We start from the raw sequence: 24,203 nt of genomic DNA, 5'->3' as shown, positions 1-24,203 counted from the left end.
AAGGAAATCTGTCATGATGAAAGGTAATATCGCTGGCTTAATGAAGCAAGCTCAGCAAATGCAAGAGAACATGAAGCGTGCTCAAGCTGAATTAGAGGCATTGGAAGTGGTTGGTTCAGCAGCGGCTGGTGCGGTCAAAGTTACGATGACAGGTAAGCATGCTGTAAAACGCGTTGAGATATCTGATGCCGTCATGGATGACCGTGAGACTTTAGAAGACCTCTTGGTCACTGCTTATGCTGACGCTTTCCGTCAAGCAGAAGAAACAGCTAGTCAAAAAATGTCAGGTGCGACAGCAGGTATGCCAATGCCTCCTGGATTTAAGTTGCCGTTCTAAGATTTCATTCAAGAGTTCACCCGATCAATTAAAACGAAAAAATAAAGATAACGCATGTCAGAAAACGTCCCAGTTGATTCATCTCAGGATGCGCTCCAAAGAATGGTTCAAGCATTAAGAGCACTTCCGGGAGTGGGGCCTAAGTCTGCGCAAAGAATGGCATTTCATCTTTTGCAGCATGACCGCAACGGTGCGGCAGTTTTAGGGCAGAGCTTGTTAGATGCTGTGAATCATATTCAGCACTGTACGTCTTGCAATACCTTTTCAGAGTTGGATCTGTGCAAGACCTGCTCGGATGATCGCCGTGATGCAGGTATTTTGTGTGTGGTTGAAACGCCTGCAGACCAATTGATGGTGGAGCAGACTTTAACCTATCGCGGTTTATATTTTGTCTTGATGGGACGTTTGTCGCCCTTAGATGGTTTGGGGCCTAATGAAATTCATTTGGATCGACTTATACAGCGTGTTGAGCAAAGCAAAGAGCCGGTTAGAGAGGTTGTGTTGGCGACCAATTTCACAAGTGAAGGCGAAGCCACCGCCCATTACATTGGTGAAATGATGAAAGTGCGAGGCATTAAGGTATCGCGTATTGCTCGAGGTGTTCCTGTTGGCGGTGAATTGGAATACGTGGATGCCAGCACGTTAGCAAGAGCGATGATGGATCGCCGCTCCGTTAGTTAACTGGATAGTTAGATGAATTTCTCCTGGTTAAAGCATTTTTTGATTGGCTTGGCACTCTTTTTGGCGGGTTATTTCTCTTTTGGTAGCGTAGAACTATTTAAGGAAAAACCCAAAGCAGTAGCAGCCCATCAATCTTTCGCCATACTCACTACTGCAACTCACTTATAAATGGATACCACTTCATGCACATACTAGTTGCAAACGACGACGGTTATTTGGCTCCGGGTTTACTGGCGCTGGTTAATGCGCTTCGCTCATTGGGCAAGGTCACAGTGATTGGTCCAGAGCAAAACCATAGTGGTGCTTCGAATTCATTAACCCTTTCAAGACCTCTTACGGTAAATCGTGTCAACGGTGGTGAGCGAGATGGTTTTATTTACATTAATGGCACGCCCACGGATTGCGTTCATATTGCATTAACCGGCTTGCTTGAGTCAAAGCCCGATATCGTGGTCTCAGGTATCAATCAAGGTGAAAACATGGGTGAAGATGTTCTTTACTCCGGAACTGTTGCTGCTGCGATTGAGGGTGTGATGTTTGGGATTCCAGCGATTGCTTTTTCTCAAGTGGATAAGGGTTGGGTAGGGCTCGAAGATGCTGCTTTAATCGCTAGGGATATCGTGCTTCAGCAAATCAACCATCCAGTGGATGGTGATTTAAAGCCTGGTGCCAAGCCAACTCTGCTCAATGTCAATATTCCGAACCGCTCATACAGCGAACTTCAGTCTTGGCGTGTGACGCGTTTGGGTAATCGCCATCACTCGCAAAATGTGATCATGCAAAATAACCCGCGTGGTGAACCCATTTATTGGATTGGTCCTCCGGGGATTGCTAAGGATGCAACTGAAGGAACAGACTTCCATGCGATACAAAATGGGCAGGTATCAATTACTCCTTTGCAGCTAGACTTATCTCATTTGGCAATGCGTGAGCAAATGAAGATGTCCAATTGGAATAAAGATTAAATTATCAACATCAGTCAATAGTTAGGTTTTTGGTGCATAAGAAAGATCCTGGATACGAAAAAGCGCGATTGCAGCTAGCAGAAAAAGTAGCAGCTAGCGGTGTGCGTCATTCCAAAGTGCTTGAAGCGATTGCAACGGTCCCTCGTCATGCTTTCATTGATCATGCATTGGATGCGCGAGCCTATGAAGACTCGGCCTTACCAATTGGTCATCAGCAAACCATATCCAAACCATCGGTTGTTGCCAGAATGGTTGAGCTACTCTTTAAGCCCAAAAAAGAATTAGGTAAGGTTCTGGAAATTGGCACAGGCTGCGGCTATCAAGCTGCCGTATTGAGTTTGGTGGCTAGCGAGGTTTATTCGATTGAGAGAATCCGTCCGTTACACGATCAGGCTCGAGCAAAATTACGCCCCTTCCGAATTCCCAACTTACGATTGATTTATGGGGATGGGATTCGCGGTTTACCTCAAGCAGCACCTTTTGATGGCATTATTCTTGCCGCTGCGGGCTTGGGCATTCCTGACCCATTGCTTGACCAGTTAGCTATTGGCGGTAGATTGGTAGCGCCAGTTGCAAGAAATGAAGAAGAGCAACAATTGGTAGTTGTTGAGCGGGTCAGTTCTCAGAGATATCAGAGAACTGTTTTGGAGGAGGTTTTCTTTGTCCCTCTCCAATCCGGTACTGTATAAGGTAATTATTACTATAATTACCTTATGAATTTAACTCGCATCAGCCTTTCAGCACTATTAATAGCACTCTCGGTTAGCCATTACGGTTGTGGTACACGTTTAGGTCCAGCACCCGTTGTAGATCGCACTAGTGGTTCTAGCTATGATCCAGTAGCTCCGGGCTACTATCGCATCAAACGTGGCGATACCTTATTAAGAATTGCTCTTGATCATGGCCAGTCGCATCGTGAGCTAGCAGATTGGAATAACATTTCTGATCCTAATGTGATTGAGGTGGGGCAGGTAATCCGTATTGAGTCACCTAAAGGTTCAAGATCAATGGTGAGTAAGGCTGAGGTCAAACAAGAAAAGCCTGCTGATAAAAAGACTCTTAATACAGCTCAACAAGACAAGCTGAAGCAAGAAAATCTATCTCAGGAAAAGTTAAGTCAAGAGAAGCCGAAACAAAGTTTGGCAACCGATACGGGAATTCGTTTGTCATGGCCATCTAAGGGTGAGGTGATTGAGCGTTTTGACGAGGGTAAAAATAAAGGTATTGGAATTGCTGGTAAATCTGGTGATTCTGTTCAATCAGCTGCAGATGGCAAAGTGGTTTACGCCGGCAACAGCTTAAGAGGTTATGGTAATTTGGTTATTGTTAAGCATGACAATACTTATTTAACAGCTTACGCTCATAACAAAACCCTATTAGTGAAAGAGGGTGATGTTGTGAAGAAGGCCCAAAAAATTGCAGAAATGGGCAATACCGATTCAGATCGAGTGAAGCTGCATTTTGAGCTTCGTAAGAATGGCAAACCAGTTGATCCAAGTGCTTATCTCCCCTAATCAATGAAGCCGCTAGATTCAGATAAGCATTCTTCCAATGATATTTCTGATCTGAGTGAGTTTGATGATCAGGGGATGACCCCTGAGGAAATCAAAGAAGTTTTAGCTGCTGAGTTAAGTGCTGATCTAGTTCAGCGTTACCTGCAGCAAATTTCAAGTAAACCGCTGTTAACACCCGCTGAAGAATTAGAAGCAGCCACAAAAGCTAAGGCGGGTGATTTTCTGGCACGTCAAGCCATGATTGAGCATAACTTGCGCTTGGTGGTTAGCATCGCTAAAACGTATATGAACCGTGGCTTGCCTTTTCCTGATTTAATTGAAGAGGGTAATTTAGGGCTCATGCATGCTCTGGATAAGTTTGAGCCTGAACGAGGGTTTAGGTTTTCAACCTATGCTACTTGGTGGATACGACAAAGTGTTGAAAAAGCATTGATGAGCCAAGTGAGAACTGTGCGCTTGCCCGTTCATGTGATTCGAGAGATCAATCAAGTATTAAGAGCTAGGCGTTACTTGGAGCAAGCTTTAGCCTCCGAGGCACGTAGCCCACATATTGAAGATATTGCCAGCTTAACCGGTAAGTCAATTGAAGATGTGGTGGATGCGCTGGCAATGGCAGAGCACACGACCTCCCTTGATGCTCCAACGAACTTAGACCCTGGATCAAGCTTGTTAGATTTTATTTCTGATGAGCGCACGGCCGGTCCCGATCAAGGTGTGGAGCGTTCACAATTAGATGAGATGGTCTACAGTTGGTTAAAAGGTCTCAAGGACGATCAGCGTGTGGTTGTGATTCGACGTTTTGGTTTAGATAACCAAGAGCCAGCTACCCTCGAAGAAGTGGCTAAAGAAATTAATCTATCTAAAGAGCGTGTTCGCCAAATACAGCAAGAAGCTTTAATCAAACTAAAGAAATATTTACATAGCCATGGTTTAGATAAAGACGCTATTCTCGATAAGTAAATCAACGTTTAAGTAAACTTATAAATTAAATCACCGAAAGAAATTTATGGCAGGCGTACTAGTTTTTGATATTGAAACCATCCCCGATGCAGCCGGCATTCGTCGCTTAGAAGGTATTCCTGATTCGGTCAGTGATTTGGATGTGGTTACTCAAGCATTAGCGGATCGCAAAGAAAAAACAGGCACAGAGTTTATGCCGCTTCACTTGCAAAAAGTTGTGGCGATCTCCTGCGTGATTAGAAGAACAACCAAAGAGGGTTTACCTCAATTTAAAGTAGGTAGTTTGGGGGATGCCCATAGTTCGGAGAAAGAAATTGTTCAGGCATTTTTTGATTTAATTGAAAAATACACGCCTCAATTGGTTTCGTGGAATGGTAGTGGTTTTGATCTGCCGGTTCTTCATTACCGTGCGCTGTTAAATGGTGTTACCTCATCGAGGTACTGGGAGATGGGTGAGAGCGGTGATAGCGATAGCCGTGACTTCAAATGGAATAACTACATCAGTCGTTACCACATGCGCCATATTGATCTGATGGATTTGTTAGCGAAATTCTCAGGTCGTGCCAACGCACCATTGGATGCCTTGGCCAAAATGTGTGGCTTCCCAGGAAAGATGGGGATGGATGGTGGCCAAGTTTGGCAAGGTTTCTTGGACGGCAAGATTAAAGAAATTCGAGATTATTGCGAAACGGATGTTGTGAATACCTATCTCTTGTATTGCCGTTTCCAACGCATGCGTGGCGGGGTTACGCCAGAAGAGTACGAGGATGAAATTAAATTCGTCAAAGCCGAGTTGCTTAAAGAATCCAAAACACCATCCGGTGCTTTTTGGCAGCAGTATCTTGAGCTTTTTGCATCTGACCCTAAAGATACCCTGTGACCAGAGTCTTTGTTGAATCGCTTAATTTAGAGGCTCAAGGGGTTGCAAGACCTCTTGATGAAAATGGACGACCTGGTAAGGTGGTTTTTATTAGCGATGCGTTGCCTGGTGAAGATGTCGAGTATGAAACCACCAAGGTGAAAAGTAAGTTTGAAATGGCTCGTCTATTAAAAATTTATAAAGCTTCACCAAGTCGAATCACGCCAAAGTGCCCGTCTTTTGGAGTTTGTGGTGGGTGCTCCATGCAACACTTAGAAACCCGTGCTCAGTTGGCGATGAAGCAACGCGTGCTAGAAGATAACTTAAGGTATTTGGGAAGAACAAAAGCTGGTGTGCTATTGAGACCGATTGCAGGTCCCTCCTGGGAGTATCGCTACCGCGGGCGACTTTCTATTTTTAAAATTCCGAAGGGACGAGTTTTGGTGGGTTTCCATCAAAAGAAAGCTAGCCGGATTACCGATATGGTGTCGTGTGACATCTTGCCGAAACAGCTTTCTGATCTTTTACCTCGTTGGCGCGAGTTAATTGAATCGCTCTCTCAACCCGAGAATTTCCCTCAAATCGAATTTGCCCTGGGAGAGGGTGCCAATTCTGAAGAGCCCATTGCGGCATTTGTTTTAAGGCACATGGCTCCGTTAGGTAAAAAAGACCAAGAGCTGATTAAAGATTTTGCAAAGACCCATGGGATTCACTTGTGGTTGCAACCGGGTGATCTGGATTCAGCACAGCCTTTTTATCCTGAGCAAAGTCAGCTTTGTTATCGCTTGCCTGAGTTTGATATTGAGATGCCTTTCAAGCCAACAGACTTCACTCAAGTGAATCACCAGGTTAATCGAGTCTTGGTTAGCAGGGCGATTCGTTTGCTGGCTCCTGAGCCCCATGAAAGAGTCTTGGATCTATTTTGTGGGATCGGTAACTTTACCTTGCCCTTGGCGCGAGTATCTAAGGAAGTATTTGGTATTGAGGGTAGTGAGGGTTTAACTCAAAGAGCTTTAGAGAATGCTCGGCACAATGAGCTATCTGATCGAGTGACATTTGCTTGCGCCAATCTATTTGAAGTCACTCCAGAAATTATTCGGTCATGGGGTTGCGCCGCCAAATGGTTAATTGATCCGCCAAGAGACGGGGCAATGGCCTTGGCAACAGCCTTAAGTGATTTGGCAAAATCAAGCGACCCTGAGGATCATGCCTATTTACCAAAGCGGATTGTTTACGTTTCTTGCAATCCAGCAACTCTTGCAAGAGATGTCGGTATTTTGGTGGGGCAGGCAGGTTATCAGCTCAAATCAGCAGGGGTGATTAACATGTTTCCTCATACATCTCATGTAGAGTCGATAGCCGTCTTCGAGCGTTGATAGTTGTCAAGCAGTGAAGAAGTGAAGAGTAAAGTGCCAATAAAAAACGGCTTAGAAGACTAAGCCGTTTTTCTTTGATCGCTGATGATCGAGTTACTCTCTATCACCACCAAAAATACCCAAAATAGCTAGTAAGTTGCTAAACACGTTGTAAACGCTTAGATAAATACTTAGGGTAGCAATGACATAGTTTGTCTCACCACCATTGATCACGCGTTGCACGTCAACCAAGATAAATGCTGAGAAAATCGCTATCGCTGCAACGCTGATTGTTAACATCAACGCAGGCATCTGCAACCAAATATTGGCTACTGAAGCAACAATCAATAAGATCACGCCAGCAAACAACCATTTACCAAGACCGACAGATAGGTCTTTTTTAACGGTACCAGCTAAAGTGGCCATACCGGCAAAAATGATCGCTGTGCCGCCAAAGGCAGTCATGATCAGGTTAGCGCCATTGCTAAATCCAAGGATTGAGCCAATAAGACGAGATAACATCAAGCCCATGAAGAAAGTGAAGCCCAAAAGCAATGCAACGCCTAAGCCGCTATCTTTGTTTTTTTGGATGGCCCAGAAAAAACCAAAAGCGATAGCCATAAAGGCAATCAATCCAATGAATGGATTGCCAGCAAATAGTGAAAAACCTGTTGCAACACCAATCCAAGCACCTAAAATCGTAGGAACCATAGTTAATGCCAATAGGGCATAGGTGTTACGTAACACCCGGTTACGGACTTGAACGCTCGTTGTAGCGCCGCCGTGCCCAAAACCATAAGTGTTGAAATCGCTCATTTGAACTCCTTTATGTATTAAACATGTGTCGCCCATTGCTGGACTTGAGTCTTAAGTATAGCCATTTCATAGAAAATTCAAGGGGTTTTCAGATTGTTGATACCTAAATAGGGGTGTTTCTAACCTCTAAGAGCTGGCTCAATTTGAGATTTTGGCGACTTTTCCTTAAAAATCAATGCTTCTAGGCGGCTAAGCTAGGGTTTATGCCCAGTAAAACCTGTATAATTTCCCCTTTTAATCTATCAATTATTGGAGTCTATTCATGGCGATTGAGCGCACACTTTCTATTATCAAACCTGACGCAGTAGCAAAAAACGTTATTGGTCAAATTTACGCACGTTTTGAAGCTGCTGGCTTGAAAGTGGTTGCTGCCAAGATGGCTCATCTTTCACGTCAAGAAGCTGAGCAGTTTTACGGTGTTCATAAAGAGCGTCCTTTCTTTAAAGATCTAGTTGATTTCATGATTTCTGGTCCTGTGATGATTCAAGCTTTGCAAGGTGAAGGCGCGATTGCTAAGAACCGTGACTTGATGGGTGCTACAGATCCTAAGAAGGCTGATAAAGGTACGATTCGTGCTGACTTCGCTGACAGCATTGATGCAAACGCTGTTCACGGTTCAGACGCTCCTGAAACTGCTGCTGTGGAAATTGCATTCTTCTTCCCAGGCATGCAAGTTTTTGCACGTTAATTTTTAATTTGTCACATTGATTGATTCACGCACCAACCTGCTAAATTTTGATCCTGAGGGGCTTAGTGAGTATATTGCTAGCCTCCAGGAGAAGCCTTTTCGCGCCAAACAGTTGTTGCGTTGGATCCATCAGCGAGGTGAGGCCGATATCACTCAGATGAGTGATTTGGCTAAGACCTTTAGAGCAACACTTCTTGAAAAAGCTGAAATCACAGCTTTACCGATTATCAGTGATCAGCACGCAGCCGATGGCACCCGTAAGTGGTTATTGGATGTTGGGGCTGGTGACGCGGTTGAAATGGTTTACATCCCAGAGGACGATCGAGGCACTTTGTGCATCTCTTCTCAAGCAGGATGTGCTGTTAATTGTCGATTCTGTTCTACCGGCAAACAAGGCTTCTCCAGAAATCTCAGCTTGGGTGAAATTATTGGCCAGTTGTGGATGGCTGAGCACACGCTTCGTAGAGAGCCTCATGCAATTCGTCGTATTGATAGTTATGACGGTACACCGATTGTGGAGCACGAAGGTCGTGTGATTTCCAACGTGGTCCTCATGGGCATGGGTGAACCCTTATTGAACTATGAGCCAGTGGTTGGTGCAATGCGATTGATGTTGGATGACCATGCTTATGGTTTATCGCGTCGCCGAGTGACTTTATCAACTTCGGGTGTTGTGCCTATGATGGATCGCTTAGCTAATGATTTACCAGTAGCCTTAGCCGTTTCTCTTCACGCGCCAAACGATGCGTTACGAGATGAGTTGGTACCTATTAATAAAAAATACCCGTTAAAAGAATTGATGGCAGCTTGCATGCGCTATCTACCTTTTGCGCCGCGAGATTTTTTAACATTTGAATACTGCATGTTGGATGGTGTGAATGACACAGATCAACATGCGAAAGAATTGGTTGAGTTGCTCAAGAGAATTCCTTGCAAGCTCAACCTCATTCCTTTTAACCCATTTCCAGAATCAGGCTTGAAACGTTCTTCAACAGCGAGAGTGCAGGATTTTGCTAAGCGTTTAATGGATTCTGGAATTATCACTACCGTTCGTAAAACACGTGGCGATGATATTGCTGCTGCATGTGGTCAGTTAGCTGGTGACGTGCAAGATCGAACAAATGTACGTGAGCGCATGCAGGTTGTTAAGTTTGATCGTGGAGTCTTGGACTCGTGAGTAACTCTGTGAATTCAGCATCGAAGCGCCGCGTATCTCGGCAAGCTGTTGTGCAGTGGCGCGATCAAGTTATCACAGTGGGTGGTGATGCGCCGGTACGTGTTCAGTCCATGACGAATACCGACACAGCTGATGCTATTGGTACTGCCATTCAAATTAAAGAACTTGCTCGAGCAGGGTCTGAAATTGTTCGAATCACTGTCGATACGCCAGCTGCTGCAGCTGCTGTTCCCGCGATTCGTGAGCAGTTAGATAAATTAAATGTTCATGTGCCACTAGTTGGTGATTTTCACTATAACGGCCATACCTTATTAACCGACTATCCTGATTGCGCTCAAGCGCTCTCTAAGTACCGAATTAATCCTGGCAATGTGGGGCAGGGTGCTAAGCGAGATACGCAATTTTCACAAATGATTGAGTTAGCTTGTCGTTATGACAAGCCGATTCGTATTGGTGTGAACTGGGGCAGTTTGGATCAAGACTTATTGGCTAAGTTACTGGACGACAATGCGGCGAAGTCTGAACCATTGGATTTGCGTCAAGTTATGTCTGAAGCATTGATTCAGTCGGCGTTGCAGTCAGCTGCTAGAGCCGAAGAGATTGGTTTATCTGGAGACAAAATTATTTTGTCATGCAAGGTCAGTGCGGTTCAAGATTTGATTGCGGTTTATCGCGATTTGGCGATGCGCTGTGATTACCCTTTGCATCTAGGTCTGACAGAAGCGGGTATGGGAAGTAAAGGCATTGTCGCCTCAACTGCGGCTTTAGCCATTTTGTTACAAGAAGGTATTGGCGATACGATTCGAGTTTCATTAACGCCTGAGCCGGGAGCTCCTCGTGAAAATGAAGTGATCGTCGCTCAAGAGATTTTGCAAACTATGGGCTTGCGTCATTTCACACCAATGGTCATTGCGTGCCCTGGATGTGGTCGCACAACCAGCACATACTTCCAAGAGTTAGCCTCAAATATCCAAAGTTATTTGCGTCACCAAATGCCGATCTGGAAAAAAGATTACCCTGGTGTTGAGGCCATGAATGTGGCTGTGATGGGTTGTATTGTGAATGGGCCTGGTGAAAGCAAGCATGCCAACATTGGTATCTCTTTGCCCGGTACTGGTGAGTCACCAGCTGCTCCTGTTTTTGTGGATGGCGTCAAAGTTAAAACTCTTCGGGGTGACAACATTGCACAAGAGTTCCAAATTATTGTCGATGAGTATGTCAAAAATACTTATCAAACTAAACGTTAAGCGACATCCATTTATGAGTTCTAGTAATCAAAACAATCAGGGTAACCAGGATAAGCTAGCCAAGATCACTGGTGTTAGAGGCATGAATGATCTATTGCCGGCTGAGGCTCCTTTGTGGTCGCATCTAGAGCAGTCCATTCAGAGCTTGGTGAGATCATATGGCTACCAACAAATTAGAACGCCGATTGTTGAGCAAACTGCATTGTTCAAGCGTGGTATCGGTGAGGTGACCGATATCGTTGAAAAGGAAATGTACTCCTTTGAAGATAGTTTGAATGGAGAGCAATTAACGCTGCGCCCTGAGGGGACTGCTGCTGCTGTTAGGGCCGTTATTGAGCACAACTTGTTATACGAAGGACCTAAGCGCCTTTGGTATACCGGACCGATGTTTAGGCATGAGCGTCCTCAGCGTGGTCGTTACCGTCAATTTCATCAGTTAGGTATTGAGGCTCTTGGTTTTGCGGGTCCGGATATTGATGCTGAAATTATTTTAATGTGCCAGAGGCTTTGGGATGATCTTGGTTTATTTGGCGTTCGTTTGGAGTTGAATTCTTTAGGTCAAGCGAATGAACGTGCTGCTCACAGAGAAGCTCTGATTGAGCACTTTAAAAAGCATGAGTCAGAATTAGATGAGGATGCTAAACGTCGCTTGCACACTAATCCTCTACGTATTTTGGATAGTAAAAATCCTGCTATGAAGCCGATTGTGGAGTCTGCCCCACAGTTATTGAACTTTCTAGGTGAGGAATCTCTTAAGCACTTTGAAGGCGTTCAGCGACTACTCAAGGCAAATAATCTCCCCTTTACGATTAACCCACGCCTTGTGCGTGGTCTTGATTATTACAACCTCACTGTTTTTGAGTGGGTGACTGATCAACTTGGTTCTCAGGGTACGATTGCTGGTGGTGGTCGTTACGATCCTTTGATGGCTCAAATGGGGGGTAAACCCTCTCCAGCATGTGGCTGGGCAATGGGTATGGAGCGCGTGATTGAATTAATGAAAGAGCAGGGCCTCACTTCAGATCTTGAAGCTGGTTGTGATGTTTATGTGTTGCATCAAGCAGGTGACACTTTAGAAGCAGCAATGGTAGTTGCTGAGAGGCTCAGAAGTGCTGGTATTGAGGTGATTTTGCATTGCTCACCAGACGGTGCTGCTGCTAGCTTTAAGTCTCAAATGAAAAAGGCGGATGGTAGCGGGGCCGCATATGCGATTATTATTGGACCTGATGAGTTGCAAGCGGGGCAGGCTCAGTTAAAAGATTTACGGGGTAATGGTCAGCAATCGACCGTTGCACTTGACGGTTTAGTTGATGCAGTCATCAACCAATTGGTATCTATTTCAGAATAAGCGATCAAATTATGCATTTCAATCTAGAAGAACAAGAGCAGTTGGCGGAACTAAAAGCCTGGTGGAAGCGATATGGTAAATGGTTGTTGTCGGTGGTTTTAGTGCTGGCAGTCAGTTATGTTACTTATGCAGGATCTGCTTGGTGGAGCAAAAAGAACTCTCTTGGTGCTAGCAAAGTCTATGAGACATTGTTGACTAGTGCTCAAAAACAAGATGTTCCTTCGCTTTTGAAGGCGGTTGGTGAGTTGCAAGATCAATATAAATCGACTAGTTATGCTGGTATGGCCTCATTGGTTGCAGCGCAAGTTGCCAATGCCGCTGGTGATTTAGCTAACGCAGAGAAGAATCTTCGTTGGGCAATGAGTCATGCCAAAGTAGATGCTCATCAAGATGTCGCAAGAGCGCGCTTAGTCTCTTTATTAATTGATCAAGATAAGATGGATGAGGCTCGTAAAGTGTCTGCTGAATCCGTTTCTAAAGCTTTTGAGCCATTAATGCTTGAAAGACGTGGGGATGTTGAATTAGCGCAACAAAAGGTCACTGATGCTCGCCAGTTCTACCAAAAAGCTTGGGATCAGTTACTCAAAAATCCAGATGCTTCAGATGAATCAAAGCGCTTGTTAAAAATTAAATTAGATGCAGTTGGAGGTCGTTCATGAGCCGTTCTATAAATCGTATCTCAGCATTAACTATTCTCACAGCCTTATCTATAGCTATCGGCCTAGCTGGTTGTTCAAGCTCTAATAAAAGAGAGCCTAGTAAATTAGTCTCTGTTGAAGAGAAACTTAGTGTGACCTCTGTTTGGTCAACCAGTGTGGGCAAGTCAGAAACTTTCATCATGCGTCCAGTTGTTGCTGGTGACTATATCTACACTTCTGCAGGTAATGGTTTGATCAGCAAGATCGATATCCTTAGTGGTAAGAAGGTTTGGGAGGTAAAAGCACCTTCTGATCTATCTTCAGGCCCAGGCAGTGATGGCGCTGTGATTGTGGTAGGTACCGCTAAGGGTGTTGTCTACGCTTACAGTGCGCAGGGTGAAAAAATTTGGGAAGAGACCGTTGGCAGTGAAGTCTTAACTGAGCCTTTAGTATTAGGCGGTGTCGCTGTTATTAGAACAATTGACAACCGTTTTTTCGGCCTAGATGCTAAAACTGGAAAGCGTCGCTGGTCCTATCTTCGCCCTCAAACAGCCTTAGCTTTGAGAACAAGTTTTGCGATGGTACCTGTTGCTGTTGATGCTTTTGTGACTGGGTTTTCTGGTGGAAAAATTGGCGTCATGAGTTTGAGCACTGGTAACGTTCTTTGGGAAACCTCATTGGCTTACCCAAAAGGTTTTTCTGAAATTGAGCGCATGACGGATGTTGCTGCGAGACCAACTTTGGTGGGTCGTAGATTGTGTGCGGTAGCCTTTCAGGGGCGTATTGGTTGTGGTGATTTAAACACAGGTAATTTCACTTGGACTAAAGACTTTTCAAGTTATACGGGTACTGCTCAATCGCAAGAGTTTGTCTTTGCTGCGGATGAAAAATCACATTTAGTAGCCTATCGTGCTGATGATGGTGTTGAAGTTTGGCGCAATGAGACAATGACTTGGCGGGATTTAGGCGAGCCTTTAGCCGCCGGCCGCTTGTTAGTGATGGGTGATAAACAAGGTTATTTGCATTTTTTAGAGCAATCCAGTGGTAATCCAATTGCCCGTATTCGAGTCGATAGTAGTGCGATTAGTGCTGCACCGATTATTGCAAATGGCTTATTAATTATTCAATCTAGAAGTGGTTCTTTAGCTGCTTATAAGCCTAACTGATTATGAAACCAGTTATTGCGATTGTCGGCCGCCCTAATGTGGGTAAGTCGACTTTATTTAATCGCCTCACACGTTCTCGTGATGCCTTGGTAGCTGACTTTTCAGGTTTAACTCGTGACCGACATTATGGTAACGGTCGTGTCGGTGAGCGCGAGTTTATTTGTATTGATACAGGCGGTTTTGAGCCTGTTGCTAAGACAGGTATCTTGGCAGAAATGGCCAAGCAAACCAAACAGGCTGTTGTTGAGGCAGATGTGGTTATTTTCTTGGTGGATGCGCGTTTAGGTATGGCACCACAAGATCGAGTGATTGCAGACTTTTTACGTAAAACAGGTCGCCCGATTATTTTGGCTGTGAACAAAGCCGAGGGTATGGCCTACTCCACTGTGACTGCAGATTTCTATGAGTTGGGAATGGGCGATCCTATCGCCATTTCTTCAGCGCATGGTGATGGTGTACGTCAGATGATTGATGACGCATTAGATGCGTTAGGTATCCCTGATGAACCTGAGGAAGAGGATCGCACAGATCGACCCATGCGCATTGCTGTAGTCGGTCGTCCGAACGTAGGTAAATCTACCTTTATTAACACCTTGATTGGTGAAGAGCGTGTGATTGCTTTTGATATGCCTGGAACAACAAGAGACGCTATTGATGTTCCTTTTACCCGCAATGGCAAACCCTATGTGATGATTGATACGGCAGGTCTGCGCAAACGCGGTAAAGTCTTTGAAGCGATTGAGAAGTTCTCAGTTGTTAAAACCTTGCAAGCCATTGCGGATGCTAACGTGGTCATTTTGATGTTGGATGCTCAGCAAGATATTTCTGAGCAAGATGCTCATATCGCTGGATTTATTGTAGATGCAGGTAGAGCGCTAGTCTTAGCGGTTAATAAATGGGATGGCATGGATGATTACAACAAAGAACGTGCCCGTACCGATATCGCTCGAAAGTTACGTTTCTTAGATTTTGCGAATGTTCATCCGATTTCAGCGATTAAAGGCTTTGGCATTAAAGAACTATTTAAAGATGTGGATGCTGCTTATGCCGCAGCCATGTCAAAGTTGCCAACGCCAAAACTGACCAGAATATTAGAGGAGGCTGTGGAGTTCCAGCAGCCTAAACGTGTGGGTATGTCTCGGCCGAAGATGCGCTACGCTCACCAAGGTGGCTCGAATCCTCCGATTGTGGTGATCCACGGTAATGCTCTGAGTGGTGTAACAGATAGTTACCGTCGGTATTTGGAAGGGCGTTTTAGAGAAGCATTTAAATTGCGCGGTACGCCACTTCGACTTGAATTCCGAACTGGTCAAAACCCCTTTGTTGACCAGGATAAGAGTAAGAAAAAACGGGGTAAGTAGCAAATTTTTACAGCTTCGTTATAGTAGCAACTTGCAGTAGACGTTATTAAAAAATAATAGAGTAAGACTCCCAATAAATAAAAAGAAAGAAGGAGCGGCATGAACCCTAATAAAAGCCAACTTTTGCAAGACCCATTTCTCAATGCTTTACGCAAAGAGCATATCCCCGTTTCCATTTATTTGGTAAATGGTATTAAGTTGCAAGGCAACGTTGAATCTTTTGATCAATACGTTATTTTGTTACGTAATACAGTCACCCAAATGGTCTATAAGCACGCTATCTCTACGGTTGTACCAGCAAGAGCTGTGGAGTTCCGAATGGATGAAGGAACTCCTAATTCTTAATTAGGTATGGAAGCCGTTAAAGCAGCCTTAATAGGAATAGATCCTGGCGGTAAACCTGATTTTGCCGACAGTATGGCGGAGCTAAGTTTGTTGGCATCCAGTGCCGGATCGCGGCCGGTTATGACTATGATTGCAAAGCGTTCAAAGCCTGACCCAGCTCTTTATATGGGCTCTGGAAAGGCGACCGAGCTTCGTGAGCAAATGGCTGCTCATGAGGTTGAGTTGGCTATCTTCAATCATGCGTTATCGCCGGTCCAGCAAAGAAATTTAGAGCGACACTTGAATTGTCATGTGATTGATCGCACGGGCTTAATTTTGGATATTTTTGCTCAGCGAGCTAAGAGCCATGTTGGTAAAACACAGGTTCAGTTAGCCAATGTTCGCTACCAGGTCTCAAGGCTAGTAAAAGCTTGGAGTCACTTGGAGCGCCAAAAGGGCGGTATTGGTATGCGTGGTGGTCCTGGTGAAACCCAGATGGAGTTGGATCGCCGAATGCTTGAAAATAAAGCCAAACGACTTCAGGCTGAGTTAGAGAAGTTGCAGCGCCAACAAGCTACTCAAAGACGATCTAGGGAAAAAGGTGGGGTTTTTTCTGTCTCCTTGGTTGGTTATACCAATGCGGGTAAATCCACCTTATTCAATGCTTTGACCAAGGCGGGTTCTTATGCGGCTGACCAGTTATTCGCAACCCTGGATACAACTTCAAGACGAGTGTACTTGCCTGAAGTTGGTAATGCAGTTGTCTCAGATACCGTCGGATTCATAAGGGATCTGCCTCACCAATTGGTGGAGGCTTTCAGAGCTACATTAGATGAAACTGTTCGAGCTGACTTGCTGCTCCATGTTGTGGATGCTTCTAGCTTAGATCGTGAGCAGCAAATGTTAGAGGTCGATAAGGTTTTAGCTGAAATTGGTGCCGATCAAAGCCCTCAGTTAATTGTGGTTAATAAAATTGATCAAGTTCCTGCTTTAATGGAGCGAGGACCAACTCTGCGCTATGACAGAAATGGCAAGGTTGTCGCTATTTATATTTCAGCTAAAGAAGGTTTGGGTTTAGATCTTCTCAGGGAGACTTTGGCGGATTTAGCAAAGAACACTGATAGAATTGAACCCACTGTAGAGCTTGTCCCATCAGTTGCAGATTTAGATCCACAGGCCCCGACAAAGCGTTGGGAATCGTTAGATATTTTTCATACTCGTACAGGAATGTATTCTCCCTTTGATGCGTAAATTACTACAAATATTCTCTGTTAATGATCCCGGTTGGGGTAATAACCATCAGTCAGACCCGCAGCGCGGTCGTGGCGATAAAGATACCAATACTTCTAAGCCGGAGGAGAGACCTCGTCAGCCAGAAAGACAAGATGGTCCTCCTGATCTGGATCAGTTATGGAACGACTTTAATCAGCGTTTAAATGGTTTATTCAAAGGTAAGGGTAAGGGCGGTGGCAATCCTCCTCCTGGATCTAGAGGTCCATCTGGAGATGGTATGAAGTCTGGCATTGGTGCCGGCATCATTGTTTTGGTTGCAGTCGTGGTTTGGGTTTTCAGTGGGTTCTTCATGATCCAAGAGGGCCAGACTGGCGTTGTGCTTCAATTTGGTAAGTACAGCAATACAACCTTACCTGGTATCAACTATCGTTTACCTTGGCCGATTCAATCTCATGAAGTGGTTAACTTATCAGCCATTCGCTCTGTCGAAGTAGGTCGTTCATCGGTGATCAAAGCTTCAAATCTTAAAGATTCATCAATGCTGACAGAAGATGAAAATATTATTGACGTGAAGTTTGCTGTTCAGTATCGCTTAAAGGATGCTTCGGAGTATTTGTTTAACAACAAAGAACCGGATGCTGCCGTTGTGCAAGCTGCAGAAACAGCTGTTCGTGAAATCGTTGGCAAGAGCAAGATGGACAATGTTTTGTACGAGAATCGTGAAAAGTTAGCGATTGATTTGAGCTTGTCTATTCAGAAAATTTTAGACAGTTACAAGGTGGGTATTTTTGTAACTAGCGTGACGGTTCAAAACGTTCAGCCACCAGAGCAGGTCCAAGCTGCATTTGATGATGCTGTTAAGGCAGGTCAAGACCGCGAACGTCTAAAGAATGAAGGCCAAGCTTATGCTAACGACATCATTCCTAAGGCTCGAGGTGCCGCTGATCGTTTGATGCAAGAGGCCGAAGGTTACAAAGCAAAAGTAGTAGCTACTGCAGAAGGTGATGCAACACGCTTCAAGTTGATTCAGACTGAATATGCTAAAGCACCTCAGGTCACTCGTGAGCGTATGTATATCGATACGATGCAAGAGATCTATAACAACGTAACCAAAGTCATGGTTGATCAAAAATCAAACGGAAATAGTTTGCTGTATTTGCCTTTGGATAAACTAATTCAGCAAGTGACACCTTCGACTGTGCCAATGGTTCCTTCTTCCAACACTGTAGGCAATACACCGGCTAACACCACATCACCTGTGGTTAGCGCCCCGAATTTAAACTCTACTCCCGCAGCTGGTAATCCACGAGATGGTTCTAGCGGCTTGCGTAGTCGTGAGCGCTAGGAGTTAAAAAAATGACTAATCGTATATTTCCAATCATCGCTGGGTTTTTTATCATTCTCGGCCTGTTTTCATCGACTATTTTTGTTGTGGATCAGCGTCAATATGCAGCTGTTTTCGCCTTCGGTGAATTAAAGAGAGTTATTGAAGAGCCAGGCTTGCAATTTAAGTTACCGCCACCATTTCAGAGCGTGCAGTTCTTTGAGCGTCGCATTTTGACGATTGATACTCCCGATGCTGAGCGTTTTATTACGGCTGAAAAGAAAAACTTATTAGTGGATTCTTATGTCAAGTGGCGCATTGTTGAGCCACGTCGTTTCTTCATCAGCTTCCGTGGTGATGAGCGTATGGCTCAAGATCGTTTAAATCAGTTAGTTAAGTCAGCATTGAATGAAGAATTCACGAAGCGTACCGTTCGTGAACTTATTTCAGAGCAACGCGAACAAGTGATGCAAAACATTCGTAAAAAAGTTGCGGAAGAAGCCGCTGATATTGGTATTGAGATTGTGGATGTTCGCTTAAAGCGCATCGATTTATTGGCTGAGATCAGTGAATCAGTTTTCCGTCGTATGGAAGCGGAGCGTAAACGCGTCGCGAATGAGTTACGTTCAACAGGTGCTGCTGAATCAGAAAAGATTCGAGCGGATGCAGAACGTCAGCGCGACGTTATCTTATCCCGTGCTTATCGTGATGCACAGAAGATCAAAGGTCAAGGCGATGCTCGCGCAACAGCTTTGTACGGTGAATCTTTTGGACGCGACCCTCAGTTTGCTCAGTTCTATAGAAGCTTAGATGCTTATCGCAATAGCTTTAAAACTAAGCAAGATTTAATGGTGATCGAGCCTAACTCTGAATTTTTAAAGTTCATGAGAGGTAGTCGCTTAAATGGTTCTTCTCCGGTGGCTAAATAATGAATCGTTGGTTATTACCTGAAAACATTGCTGATGTCTTGCCCTCTGAGGCAAGAAAGATTGAAGAACTTCGCCGTATCTTATTAGATCGATTCCAAACTTATGGTTTTGAGTTAGTGATGCCGCCGATGTTGGAATATTTGGACTCATTGTTAACTGGCGCTGGACAAGAGTTGAACCTTAAAACGTTCAAGTTAGTTGATCAGCTCTCAGGAAGAACATTAGGTCTTCGTGCGGATATCACCCCTCAAGTTGCACGAATTGATGCGCATTTATTAAACCGTCAGGGCGTGACAAGACTTTGTTATGCCGGTTCTGTTTTACACACCTTAGCAGCTCCGGGGGCAATGTCTCGTGAGCAACTGCAGTTGGGTGCGGAGATCTATGGACATGCTGGCTGGGAAGCTGATCTTGAGGTTCAAAAACTACTCAATGAGGTATTAACTCTCAGCCAAGTGGGCGAGATTACCTTGGATATGAGTCATGCAGGTTTATTAACAGCTATTTTGGGGGATTTTGAGCCCGGACAAGAAGCTTTGAGTACCCTCTATGGCGCTTTGCAGACAAAAGACCTCCCAGGCTTAAAAGCTTTGTTAGCTAGTTGGCCTGCGCCGATTCAAGCGGCTATTTTGGCTTTGGTAAGCCTCAGTGGTGAACCTACTAGTGTTTTAGCCTTAGCTAGACAAAATTTACCAAAAGTGGCGGGTGTAACAGCCGCTTTAGATGATCTGGAGCGCCTATGCCAGGCTTTGAAGGCCTTGCCTAATGCCCCTAGACTCAACCTAGACCTTTCGGATTTAAGGGGTTATCAGTACCACAGCGGGGTGATGTTTGCCGCCTACGTGGCAGGTTTACCTGCAGCGATTGCTCGAGGTGGGCGATATGACATGGTGGGAGCTGCATTTGGCCGTTCACGTCCAGCAACAGGTTTCTCCTTAGATATCATGACGTTAGCGCGTCTTTCCAATATTAATTCCAAAAAGTCAGCGATTTTGGCTCCTTGGTCTCATGATGCTGCTTTAACTCAAGAAATATCAAAACTACGTGCTCAGGGCGAGGTTGTGATTCAATTGTTGCCAGGTCATGAGCAGGATGGCGATGAGTTTCATTGCGATCGAGAACTTGTTGAGCAAAAAGGTGCTTGGGTCCTCAAGACAAGAGCGTAAAATGCTCTTTTTTGCAGTTTCTAATTAATTCTTTCTTTTTTGGTTTATATGTCAGCTCAGAAATCAGCCAGCAAGTCTGGCCGCAATGTTGTTGTAATTGGTACCCAATGGGGTGATGAAGGTAAAGGCAAGATTGTTGACTGGTTAACAGATCATGCTGAAGGCGTTGTTCGTTTCCAAGGCGGTCATAACGCTGGTCACACGCTTATTATTAATGGCCAAAAGACTATTTTGCGTTTAATTCCTTCTGGCATCATGCGTCCAGGGGTCACTTGCTATATCGGCAACGGCGTTGTGCTTTCCCCAGAGGCTCTTTTCAAAGAGATCGGTGAGTTAGAGGCTGCTGGTGTAGATGTTCGCTCAAGACTGAAGATTTCTGAAGCGACAACTTTGATTTTGCCGTATCACGTGGCGATTGATCATGCCCGTGAAGCGAAACGTGGCAACGCTAAGATCGGTACAACTGGTCGCGGTATTGGCCCTGCTTACGAAGACAAAGTGGCTCGTCGTGCTTTGCGCGTTCAAGATTTATTCTTCCCAGAATCTTTTGCTGAGAAGCTAAAAGAAAACTTGGAATATCACAACTTCGTGTTGACTCAGTACTTTAAAGCGCCAGCTTTGGATTTTGTAGAAGTTAGAGATAGCATGCTGGGCTATGCTGAGCAATTAAGACCTCTCGTTGCAGACGTTTCTAGTGATTTAGATGCCGTTCAAAAAGCAGGTAAAAACCTCTTGTTTGAAGGTGCTCAAGGTGCCTTATTGGACATCGATCACGGCACATATCCGTTTGTCACTTCATCTAACTGCGTGGCTGGTAATGCTGCAGCTGGTTCAGGTGTGGGTCCTGGAAGTCTTCACTACGTTTTAGGTATCACGAAAGCTTATTGCACGCGTGTGGGCTCAGGACCATTCCCAAGTGAACTTTATGACCATGACAATCCTAAGGCACAAGATCCAATTGGCTTGCGCTTGGCTCAGGTTGGTAAAGAGTTTGGCTCTGTGACCGGTCGCCCTCGTCGTACAGGTTGGTTGGATGCTGCTGCACTAAAGCGTTCTATTCAGATCAGCGGTGTTTCAGGTCTGTGCATGACTAAATTAGACGTTTTAGATGGTTTAGAGAAAATTGGTTTATGTGTTGGTTACAACCTAGACGGTAAGAAGTTGGATGTATTGCCACGTGGTTCTGATGCTGTTGCTCGTTGTGAGCCAATTTACGAGACTTTCCCAGGTTGGAAAGGTAGTACTGTTGGAATCCAAGACTGGAATCAGCTACCGAAAGAAGCTCAGAATTATTTGAAACGCGTTGAAGAGGTGGCTTGTGTGCCTATCGCCATGGTTTCAACCGGTCCAGATCGTAATGAAACCATTTTGCTTCAGCATCCTTTCGAAGCTTAATTAACCTACGATTTAAAAAAGCGCGTTGATATAACGCGCTTTTTTATTGCCTCAAATTAATTCGGGGTAAAACCATCTGGCAAGGGTATTCAGGCTTAAATCTAAGTCCTTTATGGATTCCATCATAAATTATTGTGAAATTTCACATTAATATAAGACAATGAGGTATGACTAAAAAAAGCAATAAAGGGACTTTAGCCTTATCAGAAGCAAAAGCCCGCCAACTACCCGAAAAACAAGGAACTGTTCAAGGTCATCGAGATGGCTTTGGGTTTGTTATTCCTGATGACGGTGGAGAAGATGTTTTCTTGAATGAGCGTGAAATGTCACGTGTCATGCACCAAGATAAAGTGGTTGTTAAAGTTTCGGGTTTAGATCGCCGCGGCAGACCAGAGGGTCAAATTAGTGAAGTGATTCACCATGCTAACAAGTTTGTGATTGGACGATTGCTCAACGAGAATGGCGTTTTAATTTGCGCACCTGAAGATAAACGCATCGGTCACGACATTCTGATTCCGCCTAAAGGGCAGGGAAATGCCAAATTAAACCAAGTGGTTTCAGTTGAAATCATTGATTATCCAGATAGCTATCGACAGGCCGTTGGTCGAGTCGTTGAAGTGCTTGGAGAGATTGATGATCCAGGTATGGAAATCGAAATTGCCGTTCGTAAATATGGTGTGCCACACGAATTTTCACCAGCGGCTCTCAAAGAAGCTGAATTGTTGCCAGATGAGATTCGTGAAGAAGATCTTGAGGGCAGAATTGACCTCAGAGACATTCCTTTGGTCACGATTGATGGTGAAGATGCCAGAGACTTTGACGATGCGGTTTATTGTGAGCCTGTGATGTGGGGCAAAGATAAAGCCTGGCGTTTAATTGTGGCGATTGCTGACGTATCGCACTATGTCAAACCAGATCATCCGCTAGATACTGATGCGATTACTCGCGCCACATCCGTGTACTTTCCGCGTCGTGTGATTCCGATGCTCCCAGAAAAAATTTCTAATGGTCTTTGCTCGTTAAAGCCGGAAGTTGATCGTTTGTGCATGGTTTGTGATGCGGTGATTGATCTTCACGGTGAAGTGCAAGCTTATCAATTCTATCCAGCGGTGATGCATTCGGCCCAACGCTTCACTTACAACACCGTTTGGGAAATTCTAAGTAACTCAAATGGCCCTGAGGCTGCAAGATTTAAGCATCTTAAAAAGAATCTAGATCGTCTGTACAGTTTATACAAAATCTTAAGGTCAGCCAGGGATAAGCGCGGGGCAATTGATTTTGAGACTACGGAAACCCAGATTATTAGTAATTCACTAGGTAAGATCGAACGCATTGAGCCTAGGATCCGTAATGAAGCGCATCGCGTTATCGAAGAGTGCATGTTGGCAGCTAACGTTTGCGCTGCTGATTTCTTAGATAAAAATGGTCATGCCTCCTTGTTCCGAGTTCACGCTGAACCTTCTGTGGAGAAGTTGATGACTCTAAAGCAGGTTCTTCGAACTGCGGGTCTTCATTTGGGTGGCTCAGATAAACCAAGACCAAAAGATTTTGCAAAATTGATTGAGGAGATCAAGCCAAGACCTGATGCAAGCATGTTGCAGTCAGTCGTGCTTCGATCCATGCAGCAAGCTGTTTATCAACCTGACAATTATGGCCACTTCGGATTGGCGTACGATGCTTATGCTCATTTCACGAGCCCCATTCGTCGTTATCCTGACTTGCTGGTGCATCGCTCGATCAAAGCTATCTTAGCTAAAAAGAAATACTCCCCAGTTATACCTGGAGATGTGGTTTTGAACTTGGCAATGCCTAAGAGTGGTCCTGGTCGTGTGAATGCGGTGAATGCTAAAAAATCACATGAAGACGCCAAGACTAATCCTGCTGTAAAAACAACTCGTGGCGCTAAAGCCAAGCAAGATGCATCGAAAGCTGTTGCTGCTTGGTCACAGTTGGGGGTTCATTGTTCCTCCAATGAGCGTCGTGCGGATGAAGCTTCACGGGATGTGGAAGCTTGGTTGAAGTGTTACTACATGCGCGATCACTTAGGTCAAGAATATGCAGGCACGATTACGGGTGTTGCAACATTTGGATTATTTGTTCAATTGGAAAGCCTTTTTGTTGAAGGCATGATCCATATTAGCGAATTGGGTGGCGATTATTACCAGTACGATGAAGCCCGCCAAGAGCTAAGAGGGGAGCGAACAGGTATTCGTTACCGTTTAACAGATCGTGTTCATGTGCTTGTAAGTCGCGTTGATTTGGATGCTAGGCGTATTGAATTTAGTCTAGTGAAGCCTGGTGATAAACCAGGCGCTATTGGGGTGGCTACAGCAGGGTCAATCAATCGATCAGGTGAAAGATCTTCTGGTAAGGATCGTAGTCACGATAAGTCATCGACACGCGGCTCAGGATCTGGTTCGCGCTTTGGACAAGGGCCTAGTGCCAAGAAATCATCTTCACGCTCACGAAGCAGTTCCAGATCGAATCCAATCTCCAGCGCTACTCACGCTAGTGTTAAAGGGCCTGGATCAAGCGGTGTTTCAGTAGCTGGTTTTGATAGCCCAGCGGTCAAACCTGCGAGCAAATCAGTCTCTAAGGGTGTAGACGCCGGAACAAAAAAACCAACTGCTGCTAAAGCAGGTAAAAAACCAAAAAAAGCCAGTAATGCCAAATCAAAAGGGCATGAACTTAGTATTCGTAAAGGTCGTCGTTAATGTCTG

21 protein-coding genes and 2 pseudogenes are annotated in these 24,203 nt (G+C 44.8%); 22 read left to right on the top strand and 1 reads right to left on the bottom strand.

The genetic code is table 11. The features are described from left to right. Positions 1 to 13: 13 nt before the first annotated feature. From ICN28_RS01610 to rlmD, 8 genes and pseudogenes are all read left to right on the top strand, one after another. Positions 14 to 337, top strand: coding sequence for a YbaB/EbfC family nucleoid-associated protein (locus ICN28_RS01610; protein WP_216285742.1), 324 nt, complete (start codon positions 14 to 16; stop codon positions 335 to 337). Between the two features lie 54 nt (positions 338 to 391). After that, entirely contained in the window at positions 392 to 1,018 is a 627-nt protein-coding gene (gene recR / locus ICN28_RS01605; protein WP_216285741.1) for a recombination mediator RecR, read from the top strand. Between the two features lie 182 nt (positions 1,019 to 1,200). Further along, on the top strand, positions 1,201 to 1,983 hold the full coding sequence (gene surE / locus ICN28_RS01600) for a 5'/3'-nucleotidase SurE (RefSeq protein WP_216285740.1): 783 nt from the start codon (positions 1,201 to 1,203) through the stop codon (positions 1,981 to 1,983). A 56-nt stretch (positions 1,984 to 2,039) separates the two neighbouring features. Beyond that, positions 2,040 to 2,672: pseudogene (locus tag ICN28_RS01595) on the top strand (protein-L-isoaspartate(D-aspartate) O-methyltransferase); the annotation flags it as partial. Between the two features lie 24 nt (positions 2,673 to 2,696). Continuing rightward, positions 2,697 to 3,497 (top strand): peptidoglycan DD-metalloendopeptidase family protein, encoded by an 801-nt coding sequence (locus ICN28_RS01590; RefSeq protein WP_216285738.1) that lies wholly within the window; start codon positions 2,697 to 2,699, stop codon positions 3,495 to 3,497. 3 nt (positions 3,498 to 3,500) lie between these two features. After that, a complete protein-coding gene (rpoS, locus tag ICN28_RS01585) occupies positions 3,501 to 4,457 on the top strand; it encodes an RNA polymerase sigma factor RpoS (RefSeq protein WP_216285736.1) in 957 nt (318 codons plus the stop codon). A 46-nt stretch (positions 4,458 to 4,503) separates the two neighbouring features. Then, positions 4,504 to 5,337 (top strand): 3'-5' exonuclease, encoded by an 834-nt coding sequence (locus tag ICN28_RS01580; RefSeq protein WP_216285734.1) that lies wholly within the window; start codon positions 4,504 to 4,506, stop codon positions 5,335 to 5,337. Next, positions 5,334 to 6,692 (top strand): 23S rRNA (uracil(1939)-C(5))-methyltransferase RlmD, encoded by a 1,359-nt coding sequence (gene rlmD, locus ICN28_RS01575; protein WP_216285732.1) that lies wholly within the window; start codon positions 5,334 to 5,336, stop codon positions 6,690 to 6,692. Before ICN28_RS01580 ends, rlmD begins: the two co-directional genes overlap by 4 nt. A gap of 93 nt (positions 6,693 to 6,785) precedes the next feature. On the opposite strand, the gene ICN28_RS01570 is transcribed toward rlmD, so the two are convergent. Beyond that, positions 6,786 to 7,487: a Bax inhibitor-1/YccA family protein gene (locus ICN28_RS01570; RefSeq protein ID WP_216285730.1), complete on the bottom strand. Its 702-nt coding sequence runs from the start codon at positions 7,485 to 7,487 to the stop codon at positions 6,786 to 6,788. A 262-nt stretch (positions 7,488 to 7,749) separates the two neighbouring features. Here ICN28_RS01570 and ndk point away from each other — a divergent pair, with 262 nt between their 5' ends. From ndk to rnr, 14 genes and pseudogenes are all read left to right on the top strand, one after another. Next, entirely contained in the window at positions 7,750 to 8,175 is a 426-nt protein-coding gene (gene ndk, locus ICN28_RS01565) for a nucleoside-diphosphate kinase (RefSeq protein WP_216285728.1), read from the top strand. A gap of 19 nt (positions 8,176 to 8,194) precedes the next feature. Continuing rightward, the gene (gene rlmN, locus ICN28_RS01560; RefSeq protein WP_216286830.1) at positions 8,195 to 9,352 is read left to right on the top strand and encodes a 23S rRNA (adenine(2503)-C(2))-methyltransferase RlmN; all 1,158 of its coding nucleotides are present in this window, start codon (positions 8,195 to 8,197) and stop codon (positions 9,350 to 9,352) included. Beyond that, positions 9,349 to 10,599 (top strand): flavodoxin-dependent (E)-4-hydroxy-3-methylbut-2-enyl-diphosphate synthase, encoded by a 1,251-nt coding sequence (ispG, locus tag ICN28_RS01555; RefSeq protein ID WP_216285726.1) that lies wholly within the window; start codon positions 9,349 to 9,351, stop codon positions 10,597 to 10,599. Before rlmN ends, ispG begins: the two co-directional genes overlap by 4 nt. 13 nt (positions 10,600 to 10,612) lie before the next feature. Continuing rightward, positions 10,613 to 11,947, top strand: a complete 1,335-nt coding sequence (gene hisS, locus ICN28_RS01550) for a histidine--tRNA ligase (protein WP_216285724.1) — start codon at positions 10,613 to 10,615, stop codon at positions 11,945 to 11,947. Positions 11,948 to 11,958: 11 nt separating this feature from the next. After that, positions 11,959 to 12,606: a tetratricopeptide repeat protein gene (locus ICN28_RS01545; RefSeq protein ID WP_216285723.1), complete on the top strand. Its 648-nt coding sequence runs from the start codon at positions 11,959 to 11,961 to the stop codon at positions 12,604 to 12,606. Continuing rightward, complete coding sequence (bamB, locus tag ICN28_RS01540) at positions 12,603 to 13,751, top strand: outer membrane protein assembly factor BamB (RefSeq protein ID WP_216285722.1); 1,149 nt, start codon at positions 12,603 to 12,605, stop codon at positions 13,749 to 13,751. The genes ICN28_RS01545 and bamB overlap by 4 nt, the downstream gene beginning before the upstream one ends. A gap of 2 nt (positions 13,752 to 13,753) precedes the next feature. After that, positions 13,754 to 15,112, top strand: a complete 1,359-nt coding sequence (gene der, locus ICN28_RS01535; RefSeq protein ID WP_216285721.1) for a ribosome biogenesis GTPase Der — start codon at positions 13,754 to 13,756, stop codon at positions 15,110 to 15,112. A 99-nt stretch (positions 15,113 to 15,211) separates the two neighbouring features. Beyond that, the gene (gene hfq / locus ICN28_RS01530; RefSeq protein WP_216285720.1) at positions 15,212 to 15,457 is read left to right on the top strand and encodes an RNA chaperone Hfq; all 246 of its coding nucleotides are present in this window, start codon (positions 15,212 to 15,214) and stop codon (positions 15,455 to 15,457) included. Between the two features lie 6 nt (positions 15,458 to 15,463). Next, the gene (gene hflX, locus ICN28_RS01525) at positions 15,464 to 16,687 is read left to right on the top strand and encodes a GTPase HflX (RefSeq protein WP_216285719.1); all 1,224 of its coding nucleotides are present in this window, start codon (positions 15,464 to 15,466) and stop codon (positions 16,685 to 16,687) included. Next, positions 16,680 to 18,014: an FtsH protease activity modulator HflK gene (gene hflK / locus ICN28_RS01520; RefSeq protein ID WP_216285717.1), complete on the top strand. Its 1,335-nt coding sequence runs from the start codon at positions 16,680 to 16,682 to the stop codon at positions 18,012 to 18,014. The genes hflX and hflK overlap by 8 nt, the downstream gene beginning before the upstream one ends. Before the next feature lie 11 nt (positions 18,015 to 18,025). Then, positions 18,026 to 18,922, top strand: coding sequence for a protease modulator HflC (hflC, locus tag ICN28_RS01515; RefSeq protein WP_216285715.1), 897 nt, complete (start codon positions 18,026 to 18,028; stop codon positions 18,920 to 18,922). Further along, entirely contained in the window at positions 18,922 to 20,088 is a 1,167-nt protein-coding gene (locus tag ICN28_RS01510) for an ATP phosphoribosyltransferase regulatory subunit (RefSeq protein WP_216285713.1), read from the top strand. Before hflC ends, ICN28_RS01510 begins: the two co-directional genes overlap by 1 nt. A 48-nt stretch (positions 20,089 to 20,136) precedes the next feature. After that, positions 20,137 to 21,483, top strand: coding sequence for an adenylosuccinate synthase (locus ICN28_RS01505; RefSeq protein ID WP_216285711.1), 1,347 nt, complete (start codon positions 20,137 to 20,139; stop codon positions 21,481 to 21,483). A 167-nt stretch (positions 21,484 to 21,650) separates the two neighbouring features. Next, positions 21,651 to 24,197 (top strand): annotated as a pseudogene (rnr, locus tag ICN28_RS01500) (ribonuclease R); the annotation flags it as partial. Between the last annotated feature and the right edge of the window lie 6 nt (positions 24,198 to 24,203).

Source organism: Polynucleobacter sp. 30F-ANTBAC, assembly GCF_018882385.1.
Lineage (GTDB): Bacteria > Pseudomonadota > Gammaproteobacteria > Burkholderiales > Burkholderiaceae > Polynucleobacter.
Note: the sequence above shows the minus strand (reverse complement) of the source record. Positions and strands in the feature narration are given on the sequence as shown.

Excerpts from the sequence above, each read along its gene's own strand:
- ICN28_RS01610 (WP_216285742.1), top strand. The coding sequence starts at position 14 with ATGATGAAAGGTAATATCGCTGGCTTAATGAAGCAAGCTCAGCAAATG.
- recR (WP_216285741.1), top strand. The coding sequence starts at position 392 with ATGTCAGAAAACGTCCCAGTTGATTCATCTCAGGATGCGCTCCAAAGA.
- surE (WP_216285740.1), top strand. The coding sequence starts at position 1,201 with ATGCACATACTAGTTGCAAACGACGACGGTTATTTGGCTCCGGGTTTA.
- ICN28_RS01590 (WP_216285738.1), top strand. The coding sequence starts at position 2,697 with ATGAATTTAACTCGCATCAGCCTTTCAGCACTATTAATAGCACTCTCG.
- rpoS (WP_216285736.1), top strand. The coding sequence starts at position 3,501 with ATGAAGCCGCTAGATTCAGATAAGCATTCTTCCAATGATATTTCTGAT.
- ICN28_RS01580 (WP_216285734.1), top strand. The coding sequence starts at position 4,504 with ATGGCAGGCGTACTAGTTTTTGATATTGAAACCATCCCCGATGCAGCC.
- ICN28_RS01570 (WP_216285730.1), bottom strand. The coding sequence starts at position 7,487 with ATGAGCGATTTCAACACTTATGGTTTTGGGCACGGCGGCGCTACAACG.
- ndk (WP_216285728.1), top strand. The coding sequence starts at position 7,750 with ATGGCGATTGAGCGCACACTTTCTATTATCAAACCTGACGCAGTAGCA.
- hisS (WP_216285724.1), top strand. The coding sequence starts at position 10,613 with ATGAGTTCTAGTAATCAAAACAATCAGGGTAACCAGGATAAGCTAGCC.
- ICN28_RS01545 (WP_216285723.1), top strand. The coding sequence starts at position 11,959 with ATGCATTTCAATCTAGAAGAACAAGAGCAGTTGGCGGAACTAAAAGCC.
- bamB (WP_216285722.1), top strand. The coding sequence starts at position 12,603 with ATGAGCCGTTCTATAAATCGTATCTCAGCATTAACTATTCTCACAGCC.
- der (WP_216285721.1), top strand. The coding sequence starts at position 13,754 with ATGAAACCAGTTATTGCGATTGTCGGCCGCCCTAATGTGGGTAAGTCG.
- hfq (WP_216285720.1), top strand. The coding sequence starts at position 15,212 with ATGAACCCTAATAAAAGCCAACTTTTGCAAGACCCATTTCTCAATGCT.
- hflX (WP_216285719.1), top strand. The coding sequence starts at position 15,464 with ATGGAAGCCGTTAAAGCAGCCTTAATAGGAATAGATCCTGGCGGTAAA.
- hflK (WP_216285717.1), top strand. The coding sequence starts at position 16,680 with ATGCGTAAATTACTACAAATATTCTCTGTTAATGATCCCGGTTGGGGT.
- hflC (WP_216285715.1), top strand. The coding sequence starts at position 18,026 with ATGACTAATCGTATATTTCCAATCATCGCTGGGTTTTTTATCATTCTC.
- ICN28_RS01510 (WP_216285713.1), top strand. The coding sequence starts at position 18,922 with ATGAATCGTTGGTTATTACCTGAAAACATTGCTGATGTCTTGCCCTCT.
- ICN28_RS01505 (WP_216285711.1), top strand. The coding sequence starts at position 20,137 with ATGTCAGCTCAGAAATCAGCCAGCAAGTCTGGCCGCAATGTTGTTGTA.